Annotated in this window: 19 protein-coding genes and 1 other annotated feature; of the genes, 8 read left to right on the plus strand and 11 right to left on the minus strand. The window is 58.7% G+C overall.

Features of this window, described 5'->3' with window-relative positions:
- Nucleotides 1–33 precede the first annotated feature (33 nt).
- From ACQZ6D_RS00735 to ACQZ6D_RS00755, 5 genes are all read right to left on the minus strand, one after another.
- Nucleotides 34–1,389, minus strand: coding sequence for an esterase-like activity of phytase family protein (locus ACQZ6D_RS00735; protein WP_065688201.1), 1,356 nt, complete (start codon nucleotides 1,387–1,389; stop codon nucleotides 34–36).
- A 149-nt stretch (nucleotides 1,390–1,538) separates the two neighbouring features.
- Entirely contained in the window at nucleotides 1,539–2,567 is a 1,029-nt protein-coding gene (locus ACQZ6D_RS00740; RefSeq protein ID WP_003512469.1) for an adenylate/guanylate cyclase domain-containing protein, read from the minus strand.
- 185 nt (nucleotides 2,568–2,752) lie between these two features.
- Entirely contained in the window at nucleotides 2,753–3,367 is a 615-nt protein-coding gene (locus ACQZ6D_RS00745) for a hypothetical protein (RefSeq protein WP_448729574.1), read from the minus strand.
- A gap of 137 nt (nucleotides 3,368–3,504) precedes the next feature.
- Nucleotides 3,505–4,665 (minus strand): ribonuclease D, encoded by a 1,161-nt coding sequence (rnd, locus tag ACQZ6D_RS00750; RefSeq protein ID WP_448729575.1) that lies wholly within the window; start codon nucleotides 4,663–4,665, stop codon nucleotides 3,505–3,507.
- Between the two features lie 82 nt (nucleotides 4,666–4,747).
- Complete coding sequence (locus tag ACQZ6D_RS00755; protein WP_065704757.1) at nucleotides 4,748–6,019, minus strand: MFS transporter; 1,272 nt, start codon at nucleotides 6,017–6,019, stop codon at nucleotides 4,748–4,750.
- 180 nt (nucleotides 6,020–6,199) lie between these two features.
- Here ACQZ6D_RS00755 and aspS point away from each other — a divergent pair, with 180 nt between their 5' ends.
- The 3 genes from aspS (at nucleotide 6,200) to ACQZ6D_RS00770 (ending at nucleotide 11,386) form a co-directional block, all read left to right on the plus strand.
- Nucleotides 6,200–7,987, plus strand: a complete 1,788-nt coding sequence (aspS, locus tag ACQZ6D_RS00760; protein ID WP_003512477.1) for an aspartate--tRNA ligase — start codon at nucleotides 6,200–6,202, stop codon at nucleotides 7,985–7,987.
- A gap of 256 nt (nucleotides 7,988–8,243) precedes the next feature.
- A complete protein-coding gene (creD, locus tag ACQZ6D_RS00765; RefSeq protein ID WP_065704984.1) occupies nucleotides 8,244–9,698 on the plus strand; it encodes a cell envelope integrity protein CreD in 1,455 nt (484 codons plus the stop codon).
- 76 nt (nucleotides 9,699–9,774) lie between these two features.
- Nucleotides 9,775–9,830 (plus strand) — a sequence feature (sul1 is cis-regulatory element that is thought to sense ions involved in sulfur or methionine metabolism; They are found in Alphaproteobacteria).
- A gap of 74 nt (nucleotides 9,831–9,904) precedes the next feature.
- Complete coding sequence (locus ACQZ6D_RS00770; RefSeq protein WP_003512483.1) at nucleotides 9,905–11,386, plus strand: SulP family inorganic anion transporter; 1,482 nt, start codon at nucleotides 9,905–9,907, stop codon at nucleotides 11,384–11,386.
- A 43-nt stretch (nucleotides 11,387–11,429) separates the two neighbouring features.
- Here the strand turns inward: ACQZ6D_RS00770 and ACQZ6D_RS00775 are convergent, their stop codons facing one another.
- On the minus strand, nucleotides 11,430–12,620 hold the full coding sequence (locus ACQZ6D_RS00775) for a hypothetical protein (protein WP_003512485.1): 1,191 nt from the start codon (nucleotides 12,618–12,620) through the stop codon (nucleotides 11,430–11,432).
- 230 nt (nucleotides 12,621–12,850) lie between these two features.
- Here ACQZ6D_RS00775 and parC point away from each other — a divergent pair, with 230 nt between their 5' ends.
- On the plus strand, nucleotides 12,851–15,103 hold the full coding sequence (gene parC, locus ACQZ6D_RS00780; protein WP_013635880.1) for a DNA topoisomerase IV subunit A: 2,253 nt from the start codon (nucleotides 12,851–12,853) through the stop codon (nucleotides 15,101–15,103).
- Nucleotides 15,104–15,167: 64 nt separating this feature from the next.
- On the opposite strand, the gene ACQZ6D_RS00785 is transcribed toward parC, so the two are convergent.
- The 5 genes from ACQZ6D_RS00785 to hemB form a co-directional block, all read right to left on the minus strand.
- Nucleotides 15,168–15,557, minus strand: coding sequence for a type II toxin-antitoxin system death-on-curing family toxin (locus ACQZ6D_RS00785; RefSeq protein ID WP_065688205.1), 390 nt, complete (start codon nucleotides 15,555–15,557; stop codon nucleotides 15,168–15,170).
- On the minus strand, nucleotides 15,554–15,775 hold the full coding sequence (locus ACQZ6D_RS00790) for an AbrB/MazE/SpoVT family DNA-binding domain-containing protein (protein ID WP_038490623.1): 222 nt from the start codon (nucleotides 15,773–15,775) through the stop codon (nucleotides 15,554–15,556). Before ACQZ6D_RS00790 ends, ACQZ6D_RS00785 begins: the two co-directional genes overlap by 4 nt.
- Nucleotides 15,776–15,847: 72 nt before the next feature.
- Entirely contained in the window at nucleotides 15,848–16,615 is a 768-nt protein-coding gene (locus ACQZ6D_RS00795) for an arginyltransferase (RefSeq protein ID WP_065704982.1), read from the minus strand.
- A 176-nt stretch (nucleotides 16,616–16,791) separates the two neighbouring features.
- Complete coding sequence (locus ACQZ6D_RS00800) at nucleotides 16,792–17,250, minus strand: RDD family protein (protein ID WP_003512493.1); 459 nt, start codon at nucleotides 17,248–17,250, stop codon at nucleotides 16,792–16,794.
- A gap of 115 nt (nucleotides 17,251–17,365) precedes the next feature.
- Nucleotides 17,366–18,379 carry a porphobilinogen synthase gene (gene hemB, locus ACQZ6D_RS00805; protein ID WP_003512495.1) on the minus strand — a complete coding sequence of 338 codons (1,014 nt, stop codon included), beginning with the start codon at nucleotides 18,377–18,379 and terminating at the stop codon, nucleotides 17,366–17,368.
- A 181-nt stretch (nucleotides 18,380–18,560) separates the two neighbouring features.
- On the opposite strand from hemB, the gene ACQZ6D_RS00810 reads away from it, so the two are divergent.
- The 4 genes from ACQZ6D_RS00810 to glyA all read left to right on the plus strand — a co-directional run bounded on the left by ACQZ6D_RS00810 (nucleotide 18,561) and on the right by glyA (nucleotide 22,949).
- Nucleotides 18,561–18,998 (plus strand): DUF6163 family protein, encoded by a 438-nt coding sequence (locus tag ACQZ6D_RS00810; protein WP_003512497.1) that lies wholly within the window; start codon nucleotides 18,561–18,563, stop codon nucleotides 18,996–18,998.
- A 234-nt stretch (nucleotides 18,999–19,232) separates the two neighbouring features.
- Nucleotides 19,233–19,742 (plus strand): transcriptional regulator LdtR, encoded by a 510-nt coding sequence (gene ldtR / locus ACQZ6D_RS00815; protein WP_025593036.1) that lies wholly within the window; start codon nucleotides 19,233–19,235, stop codon nucleotides 19,740–19,742.
- 375 nt (nucleotides 19,743–20,117) lie between these two features.
- The gene (locus tag ACQZ6D_RS00820; RefSeq protein WP_003512501.1) at nucleotides 20,118–21,449 is read left to right on the plus strand and encodes a L,D-transpeptidase family protein; all 1,332 of its coding nucleotides are present in this window, start codon (nucleotides 20,118–20,120) and stop codon (nucleotides 21,447–21,449) included.
- 210 nt (nucleotides 21,450–21,659) lie between these two features.
- On the plus strand, nucleotides 21,660–22,949 hold the full coding sequence (gene glyA, locus ACQZ6D_RS00825; protein WP_003512506.1) for a serine hydroxymethyltransferase: 1,290 nt from the start codon (nucleotides 21,660–21,662) through the stop codon (nucleotides 22,947–22,949).
- The last annotated feature ends 12 nt before the right edge of the window (nucleotides 22,950–22,961 follow it).

Raw genomic sequence — 22,961 nt, forward strand, 5'->3', positions numbered from 1 at the left:
ACGGTGCCGGAACGAATTCCGGCACCCTTTTCCTCACTTCGCGTCGAGAAGGTCCTTGACTTCCAGCAGGACGAACTCGTTGTCGTCGGCCTTGTCCAGCGCACGACCGGCCGAGAAGGGCAGGTTGTTGTCGTTGCCGACGATAATATGGGTGGCGTCGACACGGTCGACATTCTCGATGGTCACGAACGGCATGTCGTAGAAACCGTTGCCGCCGCCCTGACGCTTCCTGTTATCAGGATCGGAGATCTTCAGCAGATCGATATAGCCGATCTTGCGCGCCGCCTTGCCGGCATTGGCGTCGTTGAATTCGATCTTGTAGATGCGCTTGACCTTGGAAGGTACGGCAAAGCAGTTTACGTCCGGCTTCTTCGGGTCGGCGCAGGCCTTGTCGGCGGTGCCGGCGCCATTGTCACGCTCGATGACCAGCGCGGTGCTCTCGTCCAGCATGTTGAAATCGCCGATGGCTTCGCCACCTTGCGCCAGCGGGTAGAGCCAGGTGCGGCCTGTCCATTCCTTCTTGGCGGTATCGAGCTCGATGATGCGAAGGGCGGTTGAGCCGTCTTCGGTCTTTTCGACCTGACCTTCGGCGGTGTAGAGCGGGCCTTCGAGAAGGCCGTAAAGCTTCGAGCCGTCCTTGGAGAGCGCCATGCCTTCATAACCACCTGATCGTTTCAGGTTGAAGGCGGGCATTTTCTGCGTGGGGTTGCCGGGCAGTGCCAGGGTCGGATGATCCGGGGACTTCACCTCGATATCGCCGGCCTTGGTGGCGATGACGTCGGTCAGCTTGCCGTCGCGGGTGAATTTCAGGATGTAGGGACCGAACTCTTCGCCCACCCAGAAGCCGTCGGCAACGGGCTGAATGGATTCGACATCGAAGTCGGCGCCCGTCAGGTAACGTTTGGTCGAACCTTCCATGACGATGGGGAAGGGAGCTTTCTTGTCCGGGTCGGAAAGGAACACCGTCTCCAGCGCGTTGACCTTGCCGGCATCCCAGTCGAATTTGATGTGGTGGAGCATCAGCATGGCATCGCTGGAGTTGAGCTTCGAGCCGAAACCATTATCGGAAAGGCTCCAGAAGCTGCCGTCCTCCATGGCCTTGATGCCGGAAAAGCCCTGCATGGCCTGGCCGTTGAACGGCATGGAGAGGCCGGTCGGGCGAACGCCATCCTTGCCGGGCACGGTGCCGAGACCCTCGGCGCGCTTGCGGTCGGCCGTCGTGAACTTGGCGGATGTCTTGAGGTATTCCGGCGCATCGGCAGGTGCTGCGATGATGGTGTTGGCGGGCAGAATGGCGTGCGAGACCAGCTTTGCCGAAAACTCCTGCTCTGCATGGGATGCGGTTGCGAGCGCAAGAACGGCGAAAGGTGCGAAAAGAATATGCTTCATGGTGGAGACCCCTCAATGCCTGTTGAAGACAGGACTGAGGCGATAGGGGTGCCACATGACAGGCAGGTGATTGCAGTTTGAAGCTTTGATGAATTTTGATGGCGGGCGGCCTCGGAAAACGAAGCTACCCGTTTGTTTTCAGGGGTTTTTCAGGCGGCTGGGGCCTGATATTGGCTGAGCGTACACACGCCGAGCGTCTGCCCGCGTCCCTTGACAGCATGTTCGCCGAGATATTCGCTGCGAACACCTTTGGGTAGCACCAGCTGATGGGCGAGATCGGCAGAAATCAGCACGGGATGGCCGAGCATCTTGCTCAGTGATTCGAGCCGCGAAGTGGTGTTCACCGTGTCGCCAAAATAGGTGATCTTGTGGTGATCGACGCCGATTTCGGCTGTTATGACCGGCCCGCCATGAATCGCAAAGCGAAGGCGCGGCACTTCACCGAAACGGGCGAGCCACATGTCGCGCTTGTCCTCGATGGTCGCCTGGATATCGAAAACACAGCGCACGCAGGCTGCCCGTCTTATCGCCATGTGATAGGGCCAGGTGATGATGGCCGCGTCGCCGATGTAGTCGTCAATGACGCCGCCATGTCTTCTGACGGGGGCTGCGTAGCTCGCGAAGATTTCGCCCAGAAACTCCTGCGCCTTCAGGTCGCCATGGGTTTCGGCAAACGAAGTGGAGCCGACGAGGTCGATGAAGATGAAGACGCGGTCTTCGCTGACTGGACGGCGATAGCGCCCAAGGATGAGATCGATGAAGATGTCACGGCCCAGCAGTTCGCGCACGCGCATGATGAAAACTATGATGCCGCAGACGATGAGGGTGAAGATCAGTGTCTGCACCTCGGCATGCACCGCCCGTTTCCAGGTGCCGGGAAATATGCCGCTAACCCACAGAATGGTACCGCCAAGCCCGAAGCCACAGAAGACGAGGACGGCGTAGATGATGAGGCCGACGGCAATATAGGCCGGTGTCGGCAATGCGCTTACCTGCCGCGACAGACCGGGCAGCACGTAACCACGCTCGAAGGCGAGGATTGGCGCACAGGCGAACAGCGCATAGGTGGCGCCAATGAGCGCGCCGCCGCCATATTCCAGAAACGCGTAGGCCACGCCGCTGCCGGCCACGGCAACGAAGAGCACCACGTAATCCAGAATGGGCAGCAATTTTCTCATGTCGGTTCTTGATCTCGGGGAAGGGAAGCGTCGTGCCCCCGTCAGGCGAAGCTTCTGTTCAGGTCATATGCGACATTAATGTGGAAAATGCGCTGCAAAAAGTGACCATTCGGTAAGGTCACATGAAGGATTGGAAAGGCTGTTGCCCCGTTGCCGCAAAAGGGCTGTGAACCCGGCTCTACTACTTAATAGGATGTTCTGTAATAGACCGTTTCAAGCGGGGATTGCGGACGGTCGTCCGGCGAGCGGTTCGACCATGTGACGGGGAAGGCGGCAAAACGCAGCCGGTTGCCGTCTATCCATGCCCGGTCGAACAGGGTTACTCCCTTGGCGGCAAAGGTGATGGCCGCGCAGGTCCGGCCATCGACATCGAAGGGAATATTCTCTTTCCAGCCAGTCAACCCGCAGCCGGTACCCTTCGGGTCGCCATTAAAATGCTCGACAACCGCGGGGCCGTTGGGTGTCATGGCGATCGAGGTGACGGTATGGGCAAAGAGCAGGCTGTCGTTGTCCTTCAGGCCACCGTCCAGCGTGCCTTCGTAACGCACCTGCACCGTGGGCTGCTGGCAGCTGCTGCGGGCGTAAATCTGTGAGACAGCATGCATGCGGCCACCGCGTATGGTGATGCGCGTGACGATGCCGTGACGATCGTTCTTGCCGATCTTAAGGCAATCGGTCGTCCAGTCGCCCTGAAGATCGACCTTGCCGTCATCGGCGCGCGCTGACGTGGATGAAAAAGTAGGGAAAATGCCTGCGGCCGCGATAGATGCGGCCAACAGCAGAGCACGGGCAGGTTTCATGGAAATACCCTCAAAGCGAGACCATCTGCAAAGAGATGGACCGCGATGCGGGCAAAATTTGGGTTGGCGCAGGTCCGGTAAAAGCAGAAGCGCTTTCGCGTCCGCACAACGCGCAAAACTGCACGAGGCGCGGGCGATCAGACCTCGCTCACCGCCACATCAACCGCCTCGACCTTCTTGCCGGCGAAACGCAATGCCACTTCGCCATTGATGAGCTTCAGCGCCACATCGCCAAACAGTTCGCGCCGCCAGCCGGTCAGCGCTGCCACGGTGGCAGCCTCGCCCTCGGAAGCGATCTTGTCCAGATCTTCGCTGTTGGCGATGACCTTTGCTGCGACGCCGTGCTTGTCTGCCGTCAGCTTCAGGAGAACTTTCAACAGCTCCACGGCAGCGCCGGAGCCTTCCGGTGCGTGGCTGTGACGTGGCGCCTTCGGCATTTCCTCTTTCGGAAGTGCCAGCGCCGCATTCACGGTCTCGATGATGGCCGTGCCGGAGGAAGAGCGCTCCCAGCCCTTCGGGATGGTGCGAAGCCGCGACAGCGCCTCGGTGTCCTTCGGCTGCTGTTGGGCAATTTCGAAGATCGCATCGTCTTTCAGCACGCGTGAGCGCGGCACGTTGCGCGACCGCGCCTCACGTTCACGCCATGCTGCTACAAATTTGAGGATGGCGAGTTCAGTCGGCTTGCGCAGGCGCGATTTCAACCGCAGCCAGGCATCGTCGGGATGCATGTCATAGGTTTCGCGCGATTCCAGAATGTCCATCTCTTCGGTCAGCCAAAGCGAGCGGCCTTCACGCTCCAGCTGCGCCTTGAGCGCCAGATAGACATCGCGCAGATGGGTGACGTCGGCCAGCGCATAATCCAGCTGTTTTTCCGTCAGCGGGCGGCGGCTCCAGTCTGTGAAACGTGAGGATTTGTCGATCTGCACATTCTTGATCCTCTGGACCAGCTGGTCGTAAGAGATCGAATCGCCGAAACCGCACACCATGGCCGCGACCTGCGTATCGAAGATCGGGTGCGGAATAAGCCCGCCAAGATGATAGATGATTTCGATATCCTGACGCGCCGCATGGAAAACCTTCACGACATCGGGATTGGCCATGAGTTCGAACAGCGGCGTAAGGTCGAGGCCCTTGGCGAGCGGGTCGACCAGTACCTCAAGGGTAGGGCTCGCCATCTGCACGAGACAAAGCTCGGGCCAGAAGGTCGTCTCACGCAGAAACTCGGTGTCGATGGTAATGAATTCCGATTTCGCCAGTTCCGTGCAGGCTTCGGCGAGGGCGGCAGTCGTTTCAATCATTGCAAATGGCCACTCGTGAAAATTATCCGTCTTACTTTCCCTTTGCCGGGCGCATGTCAATACAAAGCCCGCTTTTGAAGGCTCAAGGATCGTTTTTCTCAGGTGGTTTTGGCGTCGGCCCGTCGTTTTTGGGTGGTGCAGGGGCGGCCAGCTTCTGAAAATAGGCCGAGGTGCGCAAAAGCGGGCGGAACCGCCAGTTCCGCGCCTCGACGGGTACTCCCTCGCGCACCCGTAGCCGGTATATGGTGTAGGCGATGAAAACGATCTGGATCGCGGCCGTGTAGCTGAACAGCGCTTTGGGACCGAACTGGTCGATCAGGACGGAGGCGAGCAGCGGCCCGACGGTTGCACCCACCGACCAGAAGAACAGCAGCCCGGCAGACACCATCGCATGTTCGCCCTCTTTGGCATGGTCGTTGCCATGGGCGGAACTCAGTGAATAGAGCGGCAGGGCAAAGGCGCCGAAAACGAAGACGCCGATGATGTTGCTCCATTCGTCCGAGCCGGCGAACAGGGCGAGAAACAGACCGACAATCACGGAGCAGGCCGTGGTAGCGAGAATGATGATGCGGCGGTCGTAACGGTCGGAATAGACGCCGAGCGGATATTGCAAGACCACGCCGCCGATGATGCCCGCACTCATGAAGGTGGCGATGGCGGTGACGGAAAGGCCGATCTGTTCGGCATAGATTGGCCCGATGTTGCGAAAAGCCGCCATGCTGAGGCCGACAGCCACGCAGCCGACGACGGCAAGCGGTGAGATGCGCCACACCGCGAAAAGATTGAACGGGATCTGTTTCGGCGGCGCGGGGTTGGATTTGTCGGCAATCGAGATCGGCACCAGCGACAGCGTGAGCGCCATGGCGATCAGCGAAAACACCACGGGCCCGTCAATGCCGGCGACGGGAATGATATATTGGGCGAGCGTTACGGAACCGAGATCGACGAAACGATAGATGGACAGCGTGCGCGCACGGTTGGAATTCGTCACCTGCGCATTGATCCAGCTTTCGATCGCGGCGAAAAGGCAGGCGACAGCAATACCGATGACGAAGCGCATCAACATCCAGAACAAGGGATGAAGGACAAGCGGCATGGCGATCGAGGCGGCCGATGCGACCGCCGCCATGGTGGCGAAGGTGCGGATATGGCCAATCTTGCGCAGAAGGCGCGTCACCGAAATGCAGCCGAGCGCGAATCCGATACTGTAGGCGGCGCTGATGAGGCCGATGGTGCTGGCCGAAAACCCTTCGGACAGGCCCCGCAGCGCGATATAGGTTCCCTGCAGACCGTTGCCGCCAATCAGAATGCCGGCGGTGACGAGAAGCGGGATAAGAGGTCTGATCTGGCTCATTGCGGGCCGACTCGGTTTGGCGGGCTGAATAAGCACTATCTAAAGCGAAGGTGCGCGAAAGGACAGGCTGAACGCGACATTGTTGTGCTTTGCCTTGACAAATCGGGCTGGTCATGCGCTTTTCCGGCAAATTTCGACAGTGCCGCCCATCTGGCCCACGACACGCTCCAGGATATTAAAATGCATCGTTACCGCAGCCACACCTGTGCCGCTCTCCGCAAGTCCGACGTCGGCGAAACCGTTCGCCTTTCCGGTTGGGTTCATCGCGTGCGAGATCATGGCGGCGTTCTCTTCATCGACCTTCGCGACCACTACGGCATTACCCAGGTCGTGGCCGACCCCGATAGCCCGGCCTTCAAGGTTGCCGAGACGGTGCGCGGTGAATGGGTGATCCGCATTGACGGTCTCGTCAAGGCGCGGTCCGAGGACACCATCAACAAGGGCATGGCCACTGGCGAGATCGAGCTTTATGCGCAGGAGATCGAGGTTCTGGGCGTTGCTAAGGAACTGCCGCTGCCCGTCTTCGGTGAGCCTGAATATCCCGAAGATGTTCGCCTGAAGTATCGCTTCCTCGACCTGCGCCGCGAAACCCTGCACAAGAACATCGTCAAGCGCACGCAGATCATCTCCTCCATGCGCAAGGGTATGGGCGATCTGGGCTTTGCCGAATATACGACGCCGATCCTCACCGCATCCTCGCCGGAAGGCGCGCGCGACTTCCTCGTTCCCTCGCGCATCCACGAAGGCCAGTTCTTCGCGCTGCCGCAGGCCCCGCAGCAGTACAAGCAGCTTCTGATGGTGGCCGGTTTCGACCGCTACTTCCAGATCGCTCCATGCTTCCGCGATGAAGACCCGCGTGCAGACCGTCTGCCGGGCGAATTCTACCAGCTCGACGTCGAAATGAGCTTCGTGACCCAGGAAGACGTCTGGACCACGATGGAGCCGATGATGACGGCCGTTTTCGAACAGTTTGCCGAAGGCAAGCCGGTGACGAAAGAATGGCCGCGCATTCCCTATGACGAATCGATCCGTAAATACGGCTCCGACAAGCCGGACCTGCGCAACCCGATTGTCATGGAAGCCGTGACCGAACATTTCGATGGCTCGGGCTTCAAGGTTTTCGCCAACATGATCGCCTCCAACCCCAAGGTGCAGGTCTGGGCTATCCCGGCCAAGACCGGTGGTTCGCGTGCATTCTGCGATCGCATGAACGCCTGGGCGCAGAGCCAGGGCCAGCCGGGCCTCGGCTACATCTTCTGGAAGGAAGAAGAAGGCAAGGTTGCCGGCTCCGGTCCGCTTGCCAAGAACATCGGCGAGGAACGCACCGAGGCGCTGCGCCAGCAGCTCGGCCTTGAGGCGGGCGACGCCTGCTTCTTCGTCGCGGGCGATCCCGCCAAGTTCTACAAGTTTGCCGGCGAGGCGCGCACCCGTGCCGCCGACGAGCTGAACCTGATTGACCGCGACCGTTTCGAAATGTGCTGGATCGTCGATTTCCCCTTCTTCGAATACAACGACGAAGAAAAGAAGATCGATTTCGCCCACAACCCATTCTCCATGCCGCAGGGTGGCATGGAAGCGCTGGAAGGGCAGGATCCGCTCTCCATCAAGGCTTTCCAGTATGACGCGGTCTGCAACGGCTTCGAAATCGCCTCCGGCTCTATCCGTAACCAGTCGCCCGAGCTGATGGTCAAGGCTTTTGAAAAGGTCGGCCTGTCGCAGAGCGACGTGGAAGAGCGCTTCGGCGGTCTCTACCGCGCCTTCCAGTACGGTGCGCCTCCGCATGGCGGTTGCGCCTTCGGTATCGACCGCGTGGTCATGCTTCTGGTTGGTGCGAAGAACCTGCGCGAAATCACGCTGTTCCCGATGAACCAGCAGGCGCAGGACCTGCTGATGAACGCGCCGTCCCCGGCAACGCCGACCCAGCTTCGCGAGCTGGCGCTGCGCGTGGTTCCGTCCAAGAAGGACTGATCTCAACCGCCACGGGTTTTGAACAAAAGGGCTGGCGGCGACGCCGGCCCTTTCTGTTTCTGCAACGAACGTGGGAAAGTCACAATTTTACCGCGAGTTTAACGGAATTCCGAACGTAATCAGCCGGAATCCGATCCCAGTATAGTTTTGCGCTCATTTTGGGGACGCAAAGACTATCGGGGATTTTAAACTTGGGACAGCGCCGGCCGAACTTCGCTTGGGGTTGCGGCGCGATCATATTTATAAGGATTTCAGAATGGCACATGTATCGGAAAAAGACCTCGCCCCGGCCGGTGGGCAGATGCCGCCAGCCCCGCCTCGCAACGGCTTCGGCGTCAGCCTGCGCTCACCGGGCGCCAAGTTTCTGATGATCGGTTTCATATCGATGGTTCTGCTCGTACCGCTGCTTCTCGTCTGGGCGCTGACGGAAGAGCGCGCCTCGCGGGCCGAGGATGTTTCGGGCCGTATCGCCAGCGGCTGGGGTGGCGATCAGGTGGTGAACGGCCCTTATCTCGCCGTGCCTTTCGACGTGGAAAGACGCCGCGAGGTGAACGGCCAGAGCATCGTCGATCGCACGACCGAATGGGCGCTGGTCATGCCGGAAACGCTTGATGTCACGGCCGATCTGAAGACCGAGGAGAAGCGGCTGTCGATCTACAGCCTGCCGGTCTATAATGGCGACCTTGTCCTCAAAGGCCGGTTCGGTGCCGGCATCCTTCAGGATCTCGCCCGCTTCTCCGGCACGCCCCGCCTCGACAGCGCCATTCTCGTTCTCAGCATACAGGATATGACCGGCATTCGCTCGAGCGCCGGTGTCAGGATCGATGGCGGTTCCGTATTGCCGTTCGATCCCGGCATGCGTGATATCTCTGTCATAGCGCCCCGCACGGGCGCGCAGGACATGTCCATCAGGTCCGATGCCGGCGTGCACAGATCGATCGAAAGAGGCCTTGTCGAGAAAGGCTTCGATTTCGATATAGCCTTCTCCCTGAATGGTTCCGGCAGCTTTGCCGTCGCGCCCGCCGGCCAGACCACCAGTTTGGCGGCCAAGGCCAACTGGCCGCATCCCGGCTTTGAAGGCCTGTTCCTGCCGGAGGAAAAGACCGTCACAGCCTCGGATTTCACGGCCAACTGGACAATCCCCTATCTCGCAAGGGGCATAGACCGCGTGGTCGAGAGTTCGCGCCTGCCGCTGACCGACAGCCTGATGAGGATCAACCTCGTCGAGCCCGTGAAATTCTACCAGATCATCGCCCGGACACTCAAATATTCGATAGGCTTCATCTCTCTGGTGTTCCTGGCCGTCTTCATCGTCGAACTGAGGGGCGGCAGCAGCGTGCACTGGATCCAGTACGTGCTGACGGGGCTGGCGCTGATCGTTTTCTACGTGCTGCTGCTCGCACTTGCGGAACATACGGGCTTCACCATCGCCTACGCTGCGGCGTCGCTTCTGACCGCGCTCCTGATCTCTTCCTATCTCGGAAGCGCAACCCGTAGCCGCAAGAACGGGGTAGCCCTGTTCACGGTTCTGGCGGTGGCTTATGGGGTCATGTATCTGGTTCTGAATGAGGATGAATATGCGCTGCTGGCCGGCGCGTTGATATCTTTCATCGCCATTGCTGCCACCATGTTCGCAACCCGCAGGGTCGACTGGTCGGGAACCGGCCCAACCCAGCACAACACCAATATTGGTCGCAGCGAAGCCTCGTAAGGCGCATCGCCAGCATCGAAAGGCGGGCAGACAACTTGCTGCCCGCTTTTTTGCCGTCTATAGGTGGAGCATTCACCACGGACCCGGTGAAATTCCGGGTGGCTCTTCTGGCCGCCGATCCGCCAGACAACGCAAAGCACCGACATTCTTTTTCAATCTACCGGACACGTTTCCGGCCGGTGCGTCATACTTTGCGAAAAAATCAAATGAACAGATTTCAGACTTACAGACGTGAGTGGTTTTCCAATATTCGCGGCGATGTGCTTTCCGGCATCGTCGTCGCACTCGCGCTCATTCCCGAAGCAATCGGCTTTTCCGTCATCGCCGGCGTCGATCCGAAGGTGGGGTTGTTCGCTTCTTTCGCCATTGCCTGCGTCTGCGCCTTCACCGGTGGCCGTCCGGGCATGATTTCCGCGGCAACCGCCGCCACAGCCGTCCTGATGGTGACGCTGGTGAAGGAACACGGCCTGCAATATCTCTTTGCGGCGACCATCCTCATGGGTGTGCTGCAGATCGCTGCGGGCTTTGCAAGGCTCGGGCGGGTGATGCGCTTCGTCTCGCGCTCGGTCATGACCGGCTTCGTCAATGCGCTGGCGATCCTGATCTTCATGGCGCAATTGCCCGAGTTGATAGGCGTGCCTGTCGCAACCTACGTCATGATCGCGGCTGGTCTTGCGATCATCTATCTCTTCCCGCTGGTCACGAAAATCATCCCGTCGCCGCTGGTCGCCATCGTCGTTTTGACCTGCGTGGCGGTGTTTTTCGGCATGGATATCCGCACCGTCGGCAATCTCGGCGAGCTGCCCTCGACGCTGCCGGTCTTCGCCCTGCCACAGGTGCCGCTGACTTTCGAAACGCTGCAGATCATCTTTCCGTATTCCGCAGCGCTGGCTGCCGTCGGTCTCCTGGAATCCCTGCTGACGGCACAGATCGTTGACGACATGACAGATACCGGCAGCAACAAGAGCCGGGAATGCATCGGGCAGGGGACAGGCAACATCGCCTCCGCGCTGATCGGCGGGATGGGCGGCTGCGCCATGATCGGCCAGTCGGTCATCAACGTCAGATCCGGCGGCAGGGGCAGGCTCTCCACCTTTGTGGCGGGCGCCTTCCTGCTGTTCCTCATTCTGGTGTTGGATGATCTTGTCCGCATCATTCCAATGGCCGCTCTTGTGGCTGTCATGATCATGGTTTCGATCGGCACCTTCTCGTGGCGTTCGATTCTCGATCTCAGCCGCAATCCACCGTCTTCCAGCATCGTCATGCTGGTAACGGTCGGGACCGTGCTGGCGACCCATGATCTCGCAAAAGGCGTGCTCGCAGGCGTGCTTCTCTCAGGCGTGTTTTTCGCGGGGAAGGTTTCAAAACTCTTCCACGTTCGTCCAGAGCTTGTCGCGGATGGTCGGCACCGCATCTACCGCGTCGATGGGCAGATTTTCTTCGCCTCGACGGAAAGCTTCATTGCCGCCTTCGATTTTGCCGAAGACGTGGAAACGGTCACCATCGACGTCACACAGGCGCATCTGTGGGACATTTCGGCTGTCGGTGCGCTGGACAAGGTCGTGCTGAAATTCCGCAAGACCGGCAAGACGGTCGAGGTGATCGGCGTCAACGAAGCGAGCGCCCATATGATCGACCGTTTCGCCCTGCACGACAAGCAGGATGGAGCGACAGCCCCACTCCACTGACCAGAAGTAAAAAGCCCCGGCGTAACCGGGGCTTTTTGTTGTGCTATTCGTTTGCCGTCACCGTGACGCCGAGCATTGTCGGCAGGGTGTTCGGCGCGCCCATTGCGGCGCCCATGATCATCGGGAAGGGAACCGGCTTTTCCGGTTCGGCCGAGATGGAGAAGCTCTTCGGATTGTCGATATAGGCGTTGATCGCAGCCGACACCATGTTCTGCAATTCCGGAACGTTGAGCGAAGCCATCATGATGGGCGCCATGCCCTTGATGGTCTGGGAAAGCTGATCGCTGGTCATACCCTGCTGGCTTGCAGCGTAGTCGATGGCGCGCTTGGTGATGCTGGCATCTTCGAAGCTGATTTCGGCATTAACGAAGGAAAGCTGCTGCATCAGGCCGAGCATGGCAAGGCCCGCTGCCTGTTCCGCCTGTTCCTTGTTCGGATTTGCAGCCTGCGCCTTCACCGTCTCCTGCATCGATTTGATGAAGGCGAGTGTGTAACCGGAGAAACCGAACGACATGTTGAGACGGCCGACCTTGTCGAGGTCGATGGCATATTCCTCGACGTCTACGGTGCCGGAGGCAACTTCCCAGCTTCCGCTCATGGTCATGTTGCCGGAAAGGGCCTGCAGATTGAGCTTTTCAATTGCGTCCTTCGTGGCCGGATCGTTGACTTCACTGAGATCGGCTTTGAAGCCGGATGCGTCGAGATCGAAGCCGATCGAGGCCTTGTCGTCGCTGACAGACATCGTTGCGCTGCTTTCCTCGAGCGAGAAAGCCTGCTTGCCGTCGATGGAGACGGAAATCGGACCGCTATGCGCCTCGTCGTAGAACATCAGCGCGTCAATCGTGCCCGTCGTCGCATCGGCAGGGATGGTGAGACCTGACATGTAGATGTCGTTAGCCTTGATCTCCACGTTTTCCTGCTTGTAATCGACATTGTCGAAGCGCGCGTTCTTGATCTTGTAGCCGCCGTTGTTTTCCTCGACGCCTTCAAGGGTGACGTTGCCGACCGGAATTTTTTTGGCCGGATCGGCAGCCGCATTGAAGGTCACGCCGTTCAGCGTCACCGTGTCGCCGTTGACGGCGACGGATCCGGCGGCAATTTCACCGCCCTGCGCGGCGTAGGCGGCATTGATCTTTTTCAGAACGTCGTTGCCATCCAGTGCGAATGCCGGTGCGGAAAGCGCGAGAAGCGCGGCACTTGCGAAAAGAATCTGCCGGGTGGATTTCAGTCTCATAGTGTTTCTTCCCTCAATGTGCGGATGTGCACCGTGTTCTAAATGTGAATGGTGACATTTATATTCGCGATTATTCAAAGGTCTACAGGATTTAGATCGATTCGTATGACGGCGGCATTGCGGCATTCGCAACGCAGTTAATAAAAATCCTCACAAAAGGCGTCGTTTCGTCCACAGCCGAGACCCCCGAATTCCTTGCCGGGAATCGGCATTTCGGCTAGTCAAGCACCATGGGAAAAAATCTTGTACCTCCGTCAGGCGGAGACGATAACATTCATCCGGTCGATTTGAAGGCGGCGCTTGAAGAGCGCTACCTCGCTTACGCCTTGTCCACGATCATGCATCGTGCGCTGCCGGATGTACGCGATGGACTGAAGCCGGTTCACCGCCGCATCATCCACGCCATGAGCGAAATGGGCATCCGCCCCAACTCGGCTTTCAAGAAATGCGCCCGTATCGTCGGTGACGTTATCGGTAAGTTCCATCCGCATGGCGACCAGTCGGTCTACGATGCGCTGGTCCGTCTCGCGCAGGATTTCTCGCAGCGTTATCCGATCGTGGACGGGCAGGGCAATTTCGGCAATATCGATGGCGACGGCGCCGCCGCCTATCGTTATACCGAAGCACGCATGACCGATGTGGCAGCGCTGCTGCTCGAAGGCATCGGCGAGGACGCGGTTGACTTCCGCGCTACCTATAATGAGGAAGACGAGGAGCCGGTCGTCCTGCCGGGCGCGTTCCCCAATCTGCTTGCCAACGGTGCCTCCGGCATCGCCGTCGGCATGGCGACGTCCATCCCGCCGCACAACGCCCATGAACTGTGCGACGCAGCTCTGCATCTCATCAAGCATCCGGATGCGACGGTTGAAAAGCTGGTGGAATTCATTCCCGGCCCCGACCTGCCGACCGGCGGCGTGATCATCGAAAGCCGCGAGAATATTCTCGAAGCCTATAAGACCGGGCGCGGTGGTTTCCGCGTGCGCGCCAAATGGGAAACGGAAGACCTCGGACGTGGCGGCTATCAGATAGTCATCACCGAAATCCCGTTCCAGGTGCAGAAATCGCGGCTGATCGAAAAGATCGCCGAGCTGCTGCTTGCCCGCAAACTGCCGCTGCTTGAGGATGTCCGCGACGAATCGGCCGAAGACGTGCGTATCGTGCTGGTTCCGAAAAACCGCACTGTCGACGCGACGCTGCTGATGGAATCGCTGTTCCGTCTGTCCGACCTTGAAAGCCGCCTGCCGCTCAACATGAACGTACTGTCGCTTGGCAGGGTGCCGAAGGTCATGGCGCTGAACGAGGTGCTGAGCGAATGGCTGGCACACCGCAAGGACGTGCTGGTCCGCCGTTCCCGCCATCGTCTCGCGGCCATCGATCGCAGGCTCGAGATTCTGGGCGGCCTGCTGGTCGCCTATCTCAATCTCGATGAGGTGATCCGTATTATCCGCGAGGAGGACGAGCCGAAACAGGTGATGATGGCCAAGTGGTCGCTCACCGATAATCAGGCCGAAGCCATCCTCAACATGCGTCTGCGCAATCTGCGCAAGCTTGAGGAATTCGAAATCCGCAAGGAGTTCGACGAACTCAGCAGCGAGAAGGCTGAAATCGAGGGTCTGCTCGCCTCCGATGAAAAGCAATGGCAGACCGTCGCCTGGGAAATCGGCGAGGTCAAAAAGAAATATGCCAAGGCAACCGAGATCGGCCGTCGCCGCACGCAGTTTGCGGATGCGCCGGATGCCGACATCGAGGCCATCCAGCAGGCGATGATCGAAAAGGAACCGGTCACCATCGTCATCTCGCAGAAGGGGTGGATCAGGGCGCTGAAGGGGCATATGTCCGATACGTCGGCTCTCACCTTCAAGGAGGGCGATGGCCCGAAGCTCGCCTTCCCGGCGCAGACGACCGACAAGTTGCTGCTGTTGACCACCGGCGGCAAGGCCTACACGCTCGGCGCAGACAAGCTGCCGGGCGGTCGCGGCCATGGCGAGCCGATCCGCATCATGGTCGATATGGAGAACGATCAGGACATCCTGACGGCCTTCGTTCACGATCCGTCGCGCAAGCTTCTGCTCGTCTCGACTGGCGGCAACGGCTTCATCGTGGCCGAAAGCGAAATGGTCGCAAATACCCGCAAGGGCAAGCAGATCATGAATGTCGCCATGCCTGACGAAGCCAAGCTCGCCGTACCTGTTACTGGCGACCATGTCGCCGTCGTTGGCGAAAACCGCAAGCTTCTGGCCTTCCCGCTGTCGCAGGTGCCGGAAATGTCACGCGGCAAGGGCGTGCGCCTGCAACGCTACAAGGACGGCGGCGTGGTTGATGTGAAATGTTTCGCGCTCGCAGACGGCTTGAGCTGGTCCGACACGGCCGGGCGCCTCTTCACCAAGGTCGGTGAGGAATTGCGCGAATGGCTGGCAGACCGCGCCACCGTTGGCCGCACCGTACCGAAGGGCTTTCCGCGTAGCGGGAAATTTGGCGGGTAAATCCGTCCTCTCTCGATATAAACAGAAGAAGCGCCGCATATCGAAAGACGTGCGGCGCTTCCGTTTAATCGAGTGGGACGACGTGGTCGCGTAGAAAAAGATAAACGCCGTCCTCATCAATGTTGCCGGCAGCGACGTCGAGAACAAAAGCGATGACATCAGCTTGCTCGGCGTGGATTTCATGGCCGTTGATGAACAAGAAGGTGTAGGCCGCTAGAAACGCGGTTCGTTTGTTTCCATCTGAAAATGGGTGGTTGCGGGCTATCCCGTAAAGATAGGCGGATGCAAGCCTTAGAGCGTCTTCCTCACCGTAGGCGGCTTTGTGAAGGGGGCGTGCCAAAGCTGCCTCAAGTGCGTTCTCGTCTTTTAGACCTTGCAGGCCACCATGTTCAACAAGTTGTTCCCGATGTATTATTTCAATGGAAGTTCGGGACAGCCACTTAATTTTTTTCATTTTGCGAGTTCTCTCAGCGCCACATGGTATTTCTTCATGCCGCGCCGGGCAGCTTCAAGCTGCTCGCTCAAATCCGCTTGTTCAGGGACGAGTTCGATGTTCCCGGAGACTTCCCTTAGTTCAAGGGTATCACCCGTCTTGAGACCCATGCGATCCAGGACTTCTTTTGGGATGATAATGCCTTCGGAATTACCGATTTTCCGGATTGTGATGTTCATGACGCCAACTCCTGTTATAACCAAGTTATAACATGGTCGTCACGGTGAGACAATGCCGGTGTTGGACTGGATCTATTCGGCTGTCTCTACCGCAGGCAAATAAACCTCCCACCCACGCGGTGTCAGATGCTCCTGCGGGTGGTAGCGCGTCTTGTAGCCCATCTTTTCAGAACCATCGACCCAGTAGCCGAGATAGACGTGCGGCAGGCCGAGCGCGCGTGTGCGGGTGATGTGATCCATGATCATGAAAGTGCCGAGCGAGCGCTTTTCTAGATCGGGGTTGAAGAAGGAATAGACCATCGACAGCCCGTCGCTCATCACATCGCTCAGCGCTACGGCGAGAAGTTCACCTCGTTTGCTGGAATCGATGCCGGAGCCGGGCTCTCGCACACGGTATTCGATGATGCGGGTGTTGACGTGCGTGTCTTCGATCATGATCGCATAGTCGAGCGCCGACATGTCGGACATGCCGCCTGACTGGTGCCGATGGTCGAGATAGCGGCGAAACAGTGAGAACTGTTCGGTGGATGGCTCAGCGGCATGAACGGTGGCGACGACATCCTTGTTGATGGAGAGAACGCGCCGCATCGATTTCGTCGGCTGGAACTGTTCGGCAAGGATGCGCACGGAAACGCAAGCTCGACAGGTTTCGCACGCCGGGCGATAGGCGATGTTCTGTGAACGCCTGAAGCCGCCCTGGGTCAGAAGGTCGTTCATTTCCGACGCACGCGGGCCGACCAGATGCGTGAAAACCTTCCGCTCCATCTGGTTCGGCAAGTAGGGGCAGGTGGCCGGTGCCGTAAGATAGAATTGGGGAGAGGGCGTCGCCTGCGTGTTCATCGAACCGTGATCGCCTCCTGCGTCTGTTGTGAAAGCGCGCCGCGATTTCACGGGGTGCGGCGACGCTTCAAGCGACATGCATAATGTCACAGAATGGCAAAATGACGGAAAACGTCAACTGCACCATGCGCTATTTGCCTGATATGCAAGCCACGTTTTCGTGGCTTTCCCTTATATCAGTAGGTTCTGACCATGACGGTGCCGAGCAGGAAGTCGTGAACGAGGCGAGAGCGCTCCGTAAAAAGGCCTGCAAGCAGGATAAGCGGCGTCAAAACCGAGTTGATGATCCAGAAAAGCGCAATGTGCACGGTGGCCAGAAGGAAATCGATTCGCCGTCCGTCCATGCGCGCCATCGCGATGCCCATCGCCCGCATGCCAGGTGAGGCCTGCGACGGGCCGCTGAGCGTTACGCCGAAATAAAGTACCGCGACGATGACGAACAGGGCCGGATAGAGGAAGAAGCCGAGACCCAGCGTAATCACGCCGAGAAAGAAGACGATCACGGCCGCCGGAATGCACAGCAGGAGAACGATCGCGTAATCGATCAGGAAAGCGAAGATGCGTCGGCTCAGGACGCCGCTATAGGCGCGCCAGTCGTCCGGTGCGACATAGGTAGGGTTCTGGTCGAGGTTCATCGGTCGTTTTCTCCTGAGAAGACATGACAGCTCGAAACGCGCTTTTCGTCAGGCAGCATTCCGTGTCAGCAAACAATATGGGAAGAAAACGACCGAATACAATAAGCGTCGGCTGTCAGCCCTTCGCGAGTTTGCGCGCGGCTTCCACTGCGAAATAGCTCAGAATGCCATCACAGCCTGCACGCTTGAAACAGAGAAGCGTTTCCATCATCACGCGCTCGCCGTCGATCCAGCCATGCATGGCCGCTGCCTTGATCTGGGTATATTCACCGGACACCTGATAGGCGAATGTGGGCAGCCCGAAATTCTCTTTCAGCCGCCAACAGATGTCGAGATAGGGCAAGCCCGGTTTGACCATCAGCATGTCAGCACCTTCTTCCACGTCGAGCGCTGCGTCGCGGATTGCCTCCATGCCGTTGGCGGGGCTGATGTAATAGCTGTTCTTGTCCCCCTTCAGCAGTCCGGCCGTCGAAATGGCCTCGCGATACGGACCGTAATAGCCGGAGGAGAATTTTGTGGCATAGGCCATGATGCCGACGTTCTGGTGCCCGGCCGCATCCAGGCCGCGGCGGATGGCGCCGATGCGGCCATCCATCATCTCGGACGGAGAAATAATGTCCGAACCGGCATCGGCCTGAAGGATTGCAGCACGAACGACCTGATCCACGGTCTCGTCATTGACGATTTCATCGCCGCGCAGAATGCCGTCATGCCCATGGCTGGTGAAGGGATCGAGCGCAACATCGGTGATCATGCCGATATTCGGAACCGCTTTTTTGACCGCGATGGTCGCCTGATTGATGAGGTTGTTGGCCTCGAGCGCATTCGAGCCGGTCTCGTCGCGCAAGTCCATCTCGATATTCGGGAAGGTCGCAATCGCCGGAATGCCGAGATCGGCGGCTTCCTTCGCCGCTTCGACCAGCTTGTCGACGCTCATGCGGTTTACGCCGGGCATCGCCGGTATGGGATCGAGGATATTGCTGCCCGGTACGATGAAGACCGGCCAGATGAGATCATCGACGGTCAGGCGGCTTTCCTGAACCAGACGGCGAGTCCAGTCGGCCTTGCGATTGCGGCGCATGCGGCGATGGCCGGTGATCGCGTCGACCAGATGCGTTTTGTCCTGCATGTAAGAATGTCCTTCGTATCCCACCCAAGTCAGGAAAGCTGCATAACACGAAGCAAGCGCCGTGCGAATGCGACAATGTTTCCCCCTGGACTTCCCCGGTGGGCGAGGGTGCTTTGACAAGGCAAGCCGCCGAATTCAATATGGGCTGGTCGCCCGCCCGTCGAAACCGTATCTTCCGGCCATGGAACCTGATTCTCAACCTCTGCCCAAACGTCCGCTGACGGAAATCCTCTTTCTGGTCTTCATGAGGCTGGTCGCGGTTTCCTGTTTCTGGTTCGGCCTGCAATATTGGGCGATGCTGACGGGATATTCTCTCGGCGGGCATGGGCGGTTCGATATGCTTAACCTGCCATGGCGGGTGGCGGGCAGTGCGCTTGCGGTGATTTTCCCGGTCGCGGCGCTCGGTCTCTGGCTCGGCGCCTCCTGGGGGGCGGTCATGTGGGTCTTGGGTGCCGGCACCCAGATCGCCATGTATAAGGTGTGGCCATATATCTTCGGCGCCAACACGCTTGTACCCGTCATGCACGGTCTCGTGGCAACCATTTATATACTATTCTTGGTCGCTTTTTGGCTCGATCAGCGCCAGAATGAAGAGCGCGCAAGAATTGATTTACCATAAGAATAAAGCAATTCAGCCTGGTTTTCGGTCGAATTTTATTGCTAAGTCTTTGATTTGTAATGCATGGCGATAAGCCAGTCCCGCTTCGCCACAAGTTTGACCCACTTGGGAAAATGCAGGTAAGCATTTGTTAATCGTAGCTTTTAAGTAGAATTTTATGCGCATTGATTAGGTTCTCACTCAAGGCGGGAGACAAACAAACACACCGCCAAACAAAACAGTGAGGCAGTCATGATCAATAGCAAAGCAAAGCCGCAGGCCGTTGTTGCCGACGCACATGAAGATACCATCCGTTCGCTCTACATGGAGTCGCTGCACCTGGTGGAACGTCTCCACCGCCGCCTCCTCGATGTCATCAAGGACGAGTTCGATCGTCAGGGTCGCGATGATGTCAACGCCGTTCAGGCGCTCCTGCTGTTCAACATCGGCAATTCCGAACTGACGGCCGGCGAGCTTCGTTCGCGTGGTTATTACCTCGGATCGAACGTCTCCTACAACGTCAAGAAGCTGGTAGACCTCGGTCTCATCAACCACCAGCGCTCGCGTGTCGACCGCCGCTCGGTCCGCATCAGCCTGACTGAAAAAGGCCAGGAAATCGCAGAAACGGTTGCTCACCTCTACGAGCGCCACGTCGGCTCGATCGAAAAGGTCGGCGGCATCGGCACCGGCGAATTCTCCGAAATGAACAAGCTGCTGCAGCGCCTCGATCGCTTCTGGAACGACTCGATCGCTTATCGTCTCTAATTCCGCGGCGGTTTCACTGTTAGAGCCGGGGGCATCGGTTTGCCTCCGGTTTGCGGATTCGTGTTGGAGGCGCCGTTCACCTGTGCGTGTCAAGCCCGGTCTCTCAGGTGCGTTTTCGCCCTGTTTTGCAGGCATACACAGCTTCGTGAGAAAAGGTCCGTGACACGAATTGGCCATATTGATATGGGACCCGCAAAGGTGAAGGAGCCGGCGGTTTCTCCTGCTGTCGTGGCAAGTCCCGACTGTTCTGCCAGACAATAGCGCCCAGACCATGGGTATTGAGCATTACCGGCCGGCAGACACGTTGTACGTGTTTGTTAATCATATTGATTTAGGCATTGTTGAGAATGCCGAAGAGAGTGGCTGGTAGGTAGAATGACAAAAAAATCCGTTTCCGAATCCGTATCGCGCCGTGCGCTTCTGCGCTCGGCTGTTTCCGTTGGTGTTGCCGCGCTTGCCGCGCCCGCCCTGGCGCAGAATGCGCTCAACGATCTCATGGGCTCATCGCGCCGCGGCAACTGGGATGACCAGTTCGACGCGAATTCGTCGCGTTCCGCCGTTGGTGTCGTTTCCAACAACCCGGTTCTCGGACGGGAAGCGCCTGTCTACATGCAGCAGGCAATCATGCAATATCAGCAGATCGTGCAGAATGGCGGCTGGCCGGACGTGCCCGTCACCCAGCAGCGTCTCCAGATCGGCGTTTCCGATCCTTCCGTTCAGGCGCTTCGCCAGCGACTGATGGTCTCCGGCGACCTGCCGCGCGAAGCTGGCATTTCCAGCGCCTTCGACTCTTACGTCGATGGTGCGTTGAAGCGCTTCCAGGCCCGCCACGGCCTTCCCGCCGATGGTGTCAGCGGCGAATATACGACCAAGGCGCTCAATGTTTCGGCCCAGATCCGTCTGGCGCAGTTGCAGACCAACCTCGTGCGCATTCAGTCCATGTCCGGCGATCTCGGCCAGCGTCACCTGATGGTGAACATTCCGGCCGCTGCCATCGAAGCGGTTGAGAATGAGCGCGTCGTCCTGCGCAACACCGCCGTCGTCGGTCGCGCCAGCCGCCCGACGCACGTCATCAATTCCAAGATTTACGAAGTCATCCTCAACCCTTACTGGACAGCGCCGCGCTCGATCGTCGAAAAGGACATCGTGCCGCTGATGCAGAAGGACCCGACCTATCTGGAGCGGAACAACATCCGCCTCATCGACGGCAAGGGACAGGAAGTTTCGCCGACGGCGGTCGACTGGTTTGCGCCAAAGGCACCGAACCTGATGTTCCGCCAGGACCCCGGCAAGATCAACGCCATGTCCTCGACGAAGATCAACTTCCACAATCCGAACAACGAATATATGCACGACACGCCGCAGCAGGGTCTGTTCAACAAGCTGATGCGGTTCGAATCGTCCGGCTGCGTGCGCGTACAGAACGTGCGAGACCTCACAAGCTGGCTGCTGCGCGACACGCCCGGCTGGTCGCGTCAGGAAATGGAACGCGTCATCGCCACCCGCGTCAACACACCGATCAAGCTGGCGCAGGAAGTGCCTGTCTATTTCGTCTATATCACCGCATGGTCGGCGAAGGACGGCGTGGTACAGTTCCGCGACGACATCTATGAAAAGGACGGCAACGCCGAACTGGCGCTCAACACCACCACCGGCATCGAACAGCCGGCTGGACCTGTCGACGACGACCTGTTGCCGCGCAACTGATCCGGCGCTGCCATCAGGTTTTTATATTTAAGTGAAAGGCCGCACCCCGTCGGGTGCGGCTTTTTTCATTTTCGCTGCTGGTTTTGAAAAAACAGCTGCCGTTTTTTGTCGCAACGTCGCAGTTTGACGGGCAAATCTCGCTGCCCGTATTGCTCTTGTTCGGGCAGGGCGCTAAGACGCCATCGCATTACTGTTTCAGGAGCCTTCACCATGTCGAACACAGATGCTTTCTTCTCCCGTCCGCTTGCCGAAGTCGATCCGGATATTTTCGGCGCGATCGAGAAGGAACTGGGTCGCCAGCGCCACGAGATCGAACTGATCGCCTCGGAAAACATCGTTTCCCGCGCTGTGCTTGAAGCGCAGGGTTCGATCATGACCAACAAATATGCCGAAGGTTATCCGGGCAAGCGTTATTACGGCGGCTGCCAGTTCGTAGACATTGCTGAAGAGCTTGCCATCGAGCGCGCCAAGAAGCTGTTCGGCGTCAACTTCGCCAACGTCCAGCCAAATTCCGGTTCGCAGATGAACCAGGCCGTGTTCCTCGCGCTGCTCCAGCCGGGCGACACCTTCATGGGTCTCGACCTGAACTCCGGAGGCCATCTGACGCACGGTTCGCCGGTCAACATGTCCGGCAAGTGGTTCAACGTCGTGTCTTACGGCGTGCGCGAAGGTGACAACCTGCTCGACATGGACGAGGTGGAGCGCAAGGCCAAGGAAACCCGGCCGAAGCTTATCCTTGCCGGCGGCACCGCCTATTCCCGTATCTGGGACTGGAAGCGCTTCCGCGAGATCGCCGATGAAGTCGGCGCCTATCTGATGGTCGATATGGCCCACATCGCTGGTCTCGTTGCCGGTGGCCAGCATCCGTCGCCGTTCCCGCATTGCCACGTTGCCACCACGACGACGCACAAGTCGTTGCGCGGCCCGCGTGGCGGCATGATCCTCACCAATGACGAGGATCTGGCCAAGAAGTTCAACTCCGCCGTTTTCCCCGGCCTGCAGGGCGGTCCGCTGATGCACGTCATCGCCGCAAAGGCAGTTGCCTTCGGTGAAGCTTTGCAGCCGGAATTCAAGGATTACGCCGCACAGGTCGTCAAGAACGCCAAGGCGCTTGCCGAAACGCTGATCGAAGGTGGTCTTGATGTCGTCTCCGGCGGCACCGACAACCACCTGATGCTGGTTGACCTTCGCAAGAAGAACGCCACCGGCAAGCGTGCTGAAGCAGCTCTCGGTCGCGCCTACGTCACCTGCAACAAGAACGGCATTCCTTTCGATCCGGAAAAGCCCTTCGTCACCTCGGGTGTGCGTCTCGGCACGCCGGCCGGCACGACGCGCGGTTTCAAGGAAGCGGAATTCCGCGAAATCGGCAAGCTGATCGTCGAGGTTCTCGATGGTCTGAAGGTCGCCAATTCGGATGAGGGCAACGCTGCTGTTGAAGCTGCGGTGCGCGAAAAGGTCGTCGGCCTGACTGACCGTTTCCCGATGTATCCGTACATGTAAGGACGTAAAGAG

It is taken from the genome of Agrobacterium sp. 22-3639C2, from assembly GCF_053522105.1.

What these genes read in the sequence shown, in the direction of transcription:
- ACQZ6D_RS00800 (WP_003512493.1), bottom strand. Translation starts at nt 17,250, where the DNA reads ATGAACCTCGACCAGAACCCTACCTATGTCGCACCGGACGACTGGCGC.
- ACQZ6D_RS00745 (WP_448729574.1), bottom strand. Translation starts at nt 3,367, where the DNA reads ATGAAACCTGCCCGTGCTCTGCTGTTGGCCGCATCTATCGCGGCCGCA.
- ACQZ6D_RS00790 (WP_038490623.1), bottom strand. Translation starts at nt 15,775, where the DNA reads ATGAACATCACAATCCGGAAAATCGGTAATTCCGAAGGCATTATCATC.
- aspS (WP_003512477.1), top strand. Translation starts at nt 6,200, where the DNA reads ATGCATCGTTACCGCAGCCACACCTGTGCCGCTCTCCGCAAGTCCGAC.
- ACQZ6D_RS00785 (WP_065688205.1), bottom strand. Translation starts at nt 15,557, where the DNA reads ATGAAAAAAATTAAGTGGCTGTCCCGAACTTCCATTGAAATAATACAT.
- glyA (WP_003512506.1), top strand. Translation starts at nt 21,660, where the DNA reads ATGTCGAACACAGATGCTTTCTTCTCCCGTCCGCTTGCCGAAGTCGAT.
- parC (WP_013635880.1), top strand. Translation starts at nt 12,851, where the DNA reads ATGGGAAAAAATCTTGTACCTCCGTCAGGCGGAGACGATAACATTCAT.
- ACQZ6D_RS00770 (WP_003512483.1), top strand. Translation starts at nt 9,905, where the DNA reads ATGAACAGATTTCAGACTTACAGACGTGAGTGGTTTTCCAATATTCGC.
- ACQZ6D_RS00820 (WP_003512501.1), top strand. Translation starts at nt 20,118, where the DNA reads ATGACAAAAAAATCCGTTTCCGAATCCGTATCGCGCCGTGCGCTTCTG.
- ACQZ6D_RS00755 (WP_065704757.1), bottom strand. Translation starts at nt 6,019, where the DNA reads ATGAGCCAGATCAGACCTCTTATCCCGCTTCTCGTCACCGCCGGCATT.
- ACQZ6D_RS00810 (WP_003512497.1), top strand. Translation starts at nt 18,561, where the DNA reads ATGGAACCTGATTCTCAACCTCTGCCCAAACGTCCGCTGACGGAAATC.
- hemB (WP_003512495.1), bottom strand. Translation starts at nt 18,379, where the DNA reads ATGCAGGACAAAACGCATCTGGTCGACGCGATCACCGGCCATCGCCGC.
- creD (WP_065704984.1), top strand. Translation starts at nt 8,244, where the DNA reads ATGGCACATGTATCGGAAAAAGACCTCGCCCCGGCCGGTGGGCAGATG.
- ACQZ6D_RS00735 (WP_065688201.1), bottom strand. Translation starts at nt 1,389, where the DNA reads ATGAAGCATATTCTTTTCGCACCTTTCGCCGTTCTTGCGCTCGCAACC.
- ACQZ6D_RS00795 (WP_065704982.1), bottom strand. Translation starts at nt 16,615, where the DNA reads ATGAACACGCAGGCGACGCCCTCTCCCCAATTCTATCTTACGGCACCG.
- ACQZ6D_RS00740 (WP_003512469.1), bottom strand. Translation starts at nt 2,567, where the DNA reads ATGAGAAAATTGCTGCCCATTCTGGATTACGTGGTGCTCTTCGTTGCC.
- ACQZ6D_RS00775 (WP_003512485.1), bottom strand. Translation starts at nt 12,620, where the DNA reads ATGAGACTGAAATCCACCCGGCAGATTCTTTTCGCAAGTGCCGCGCTT.
- rnd (WP_448729575.1), bottom strand. Translation starts at nt 4,665, where the DNA reads ATGATTGAAACGACTGCCGCCCTCGCCGAAGCCTGCACGGAACTGGCG.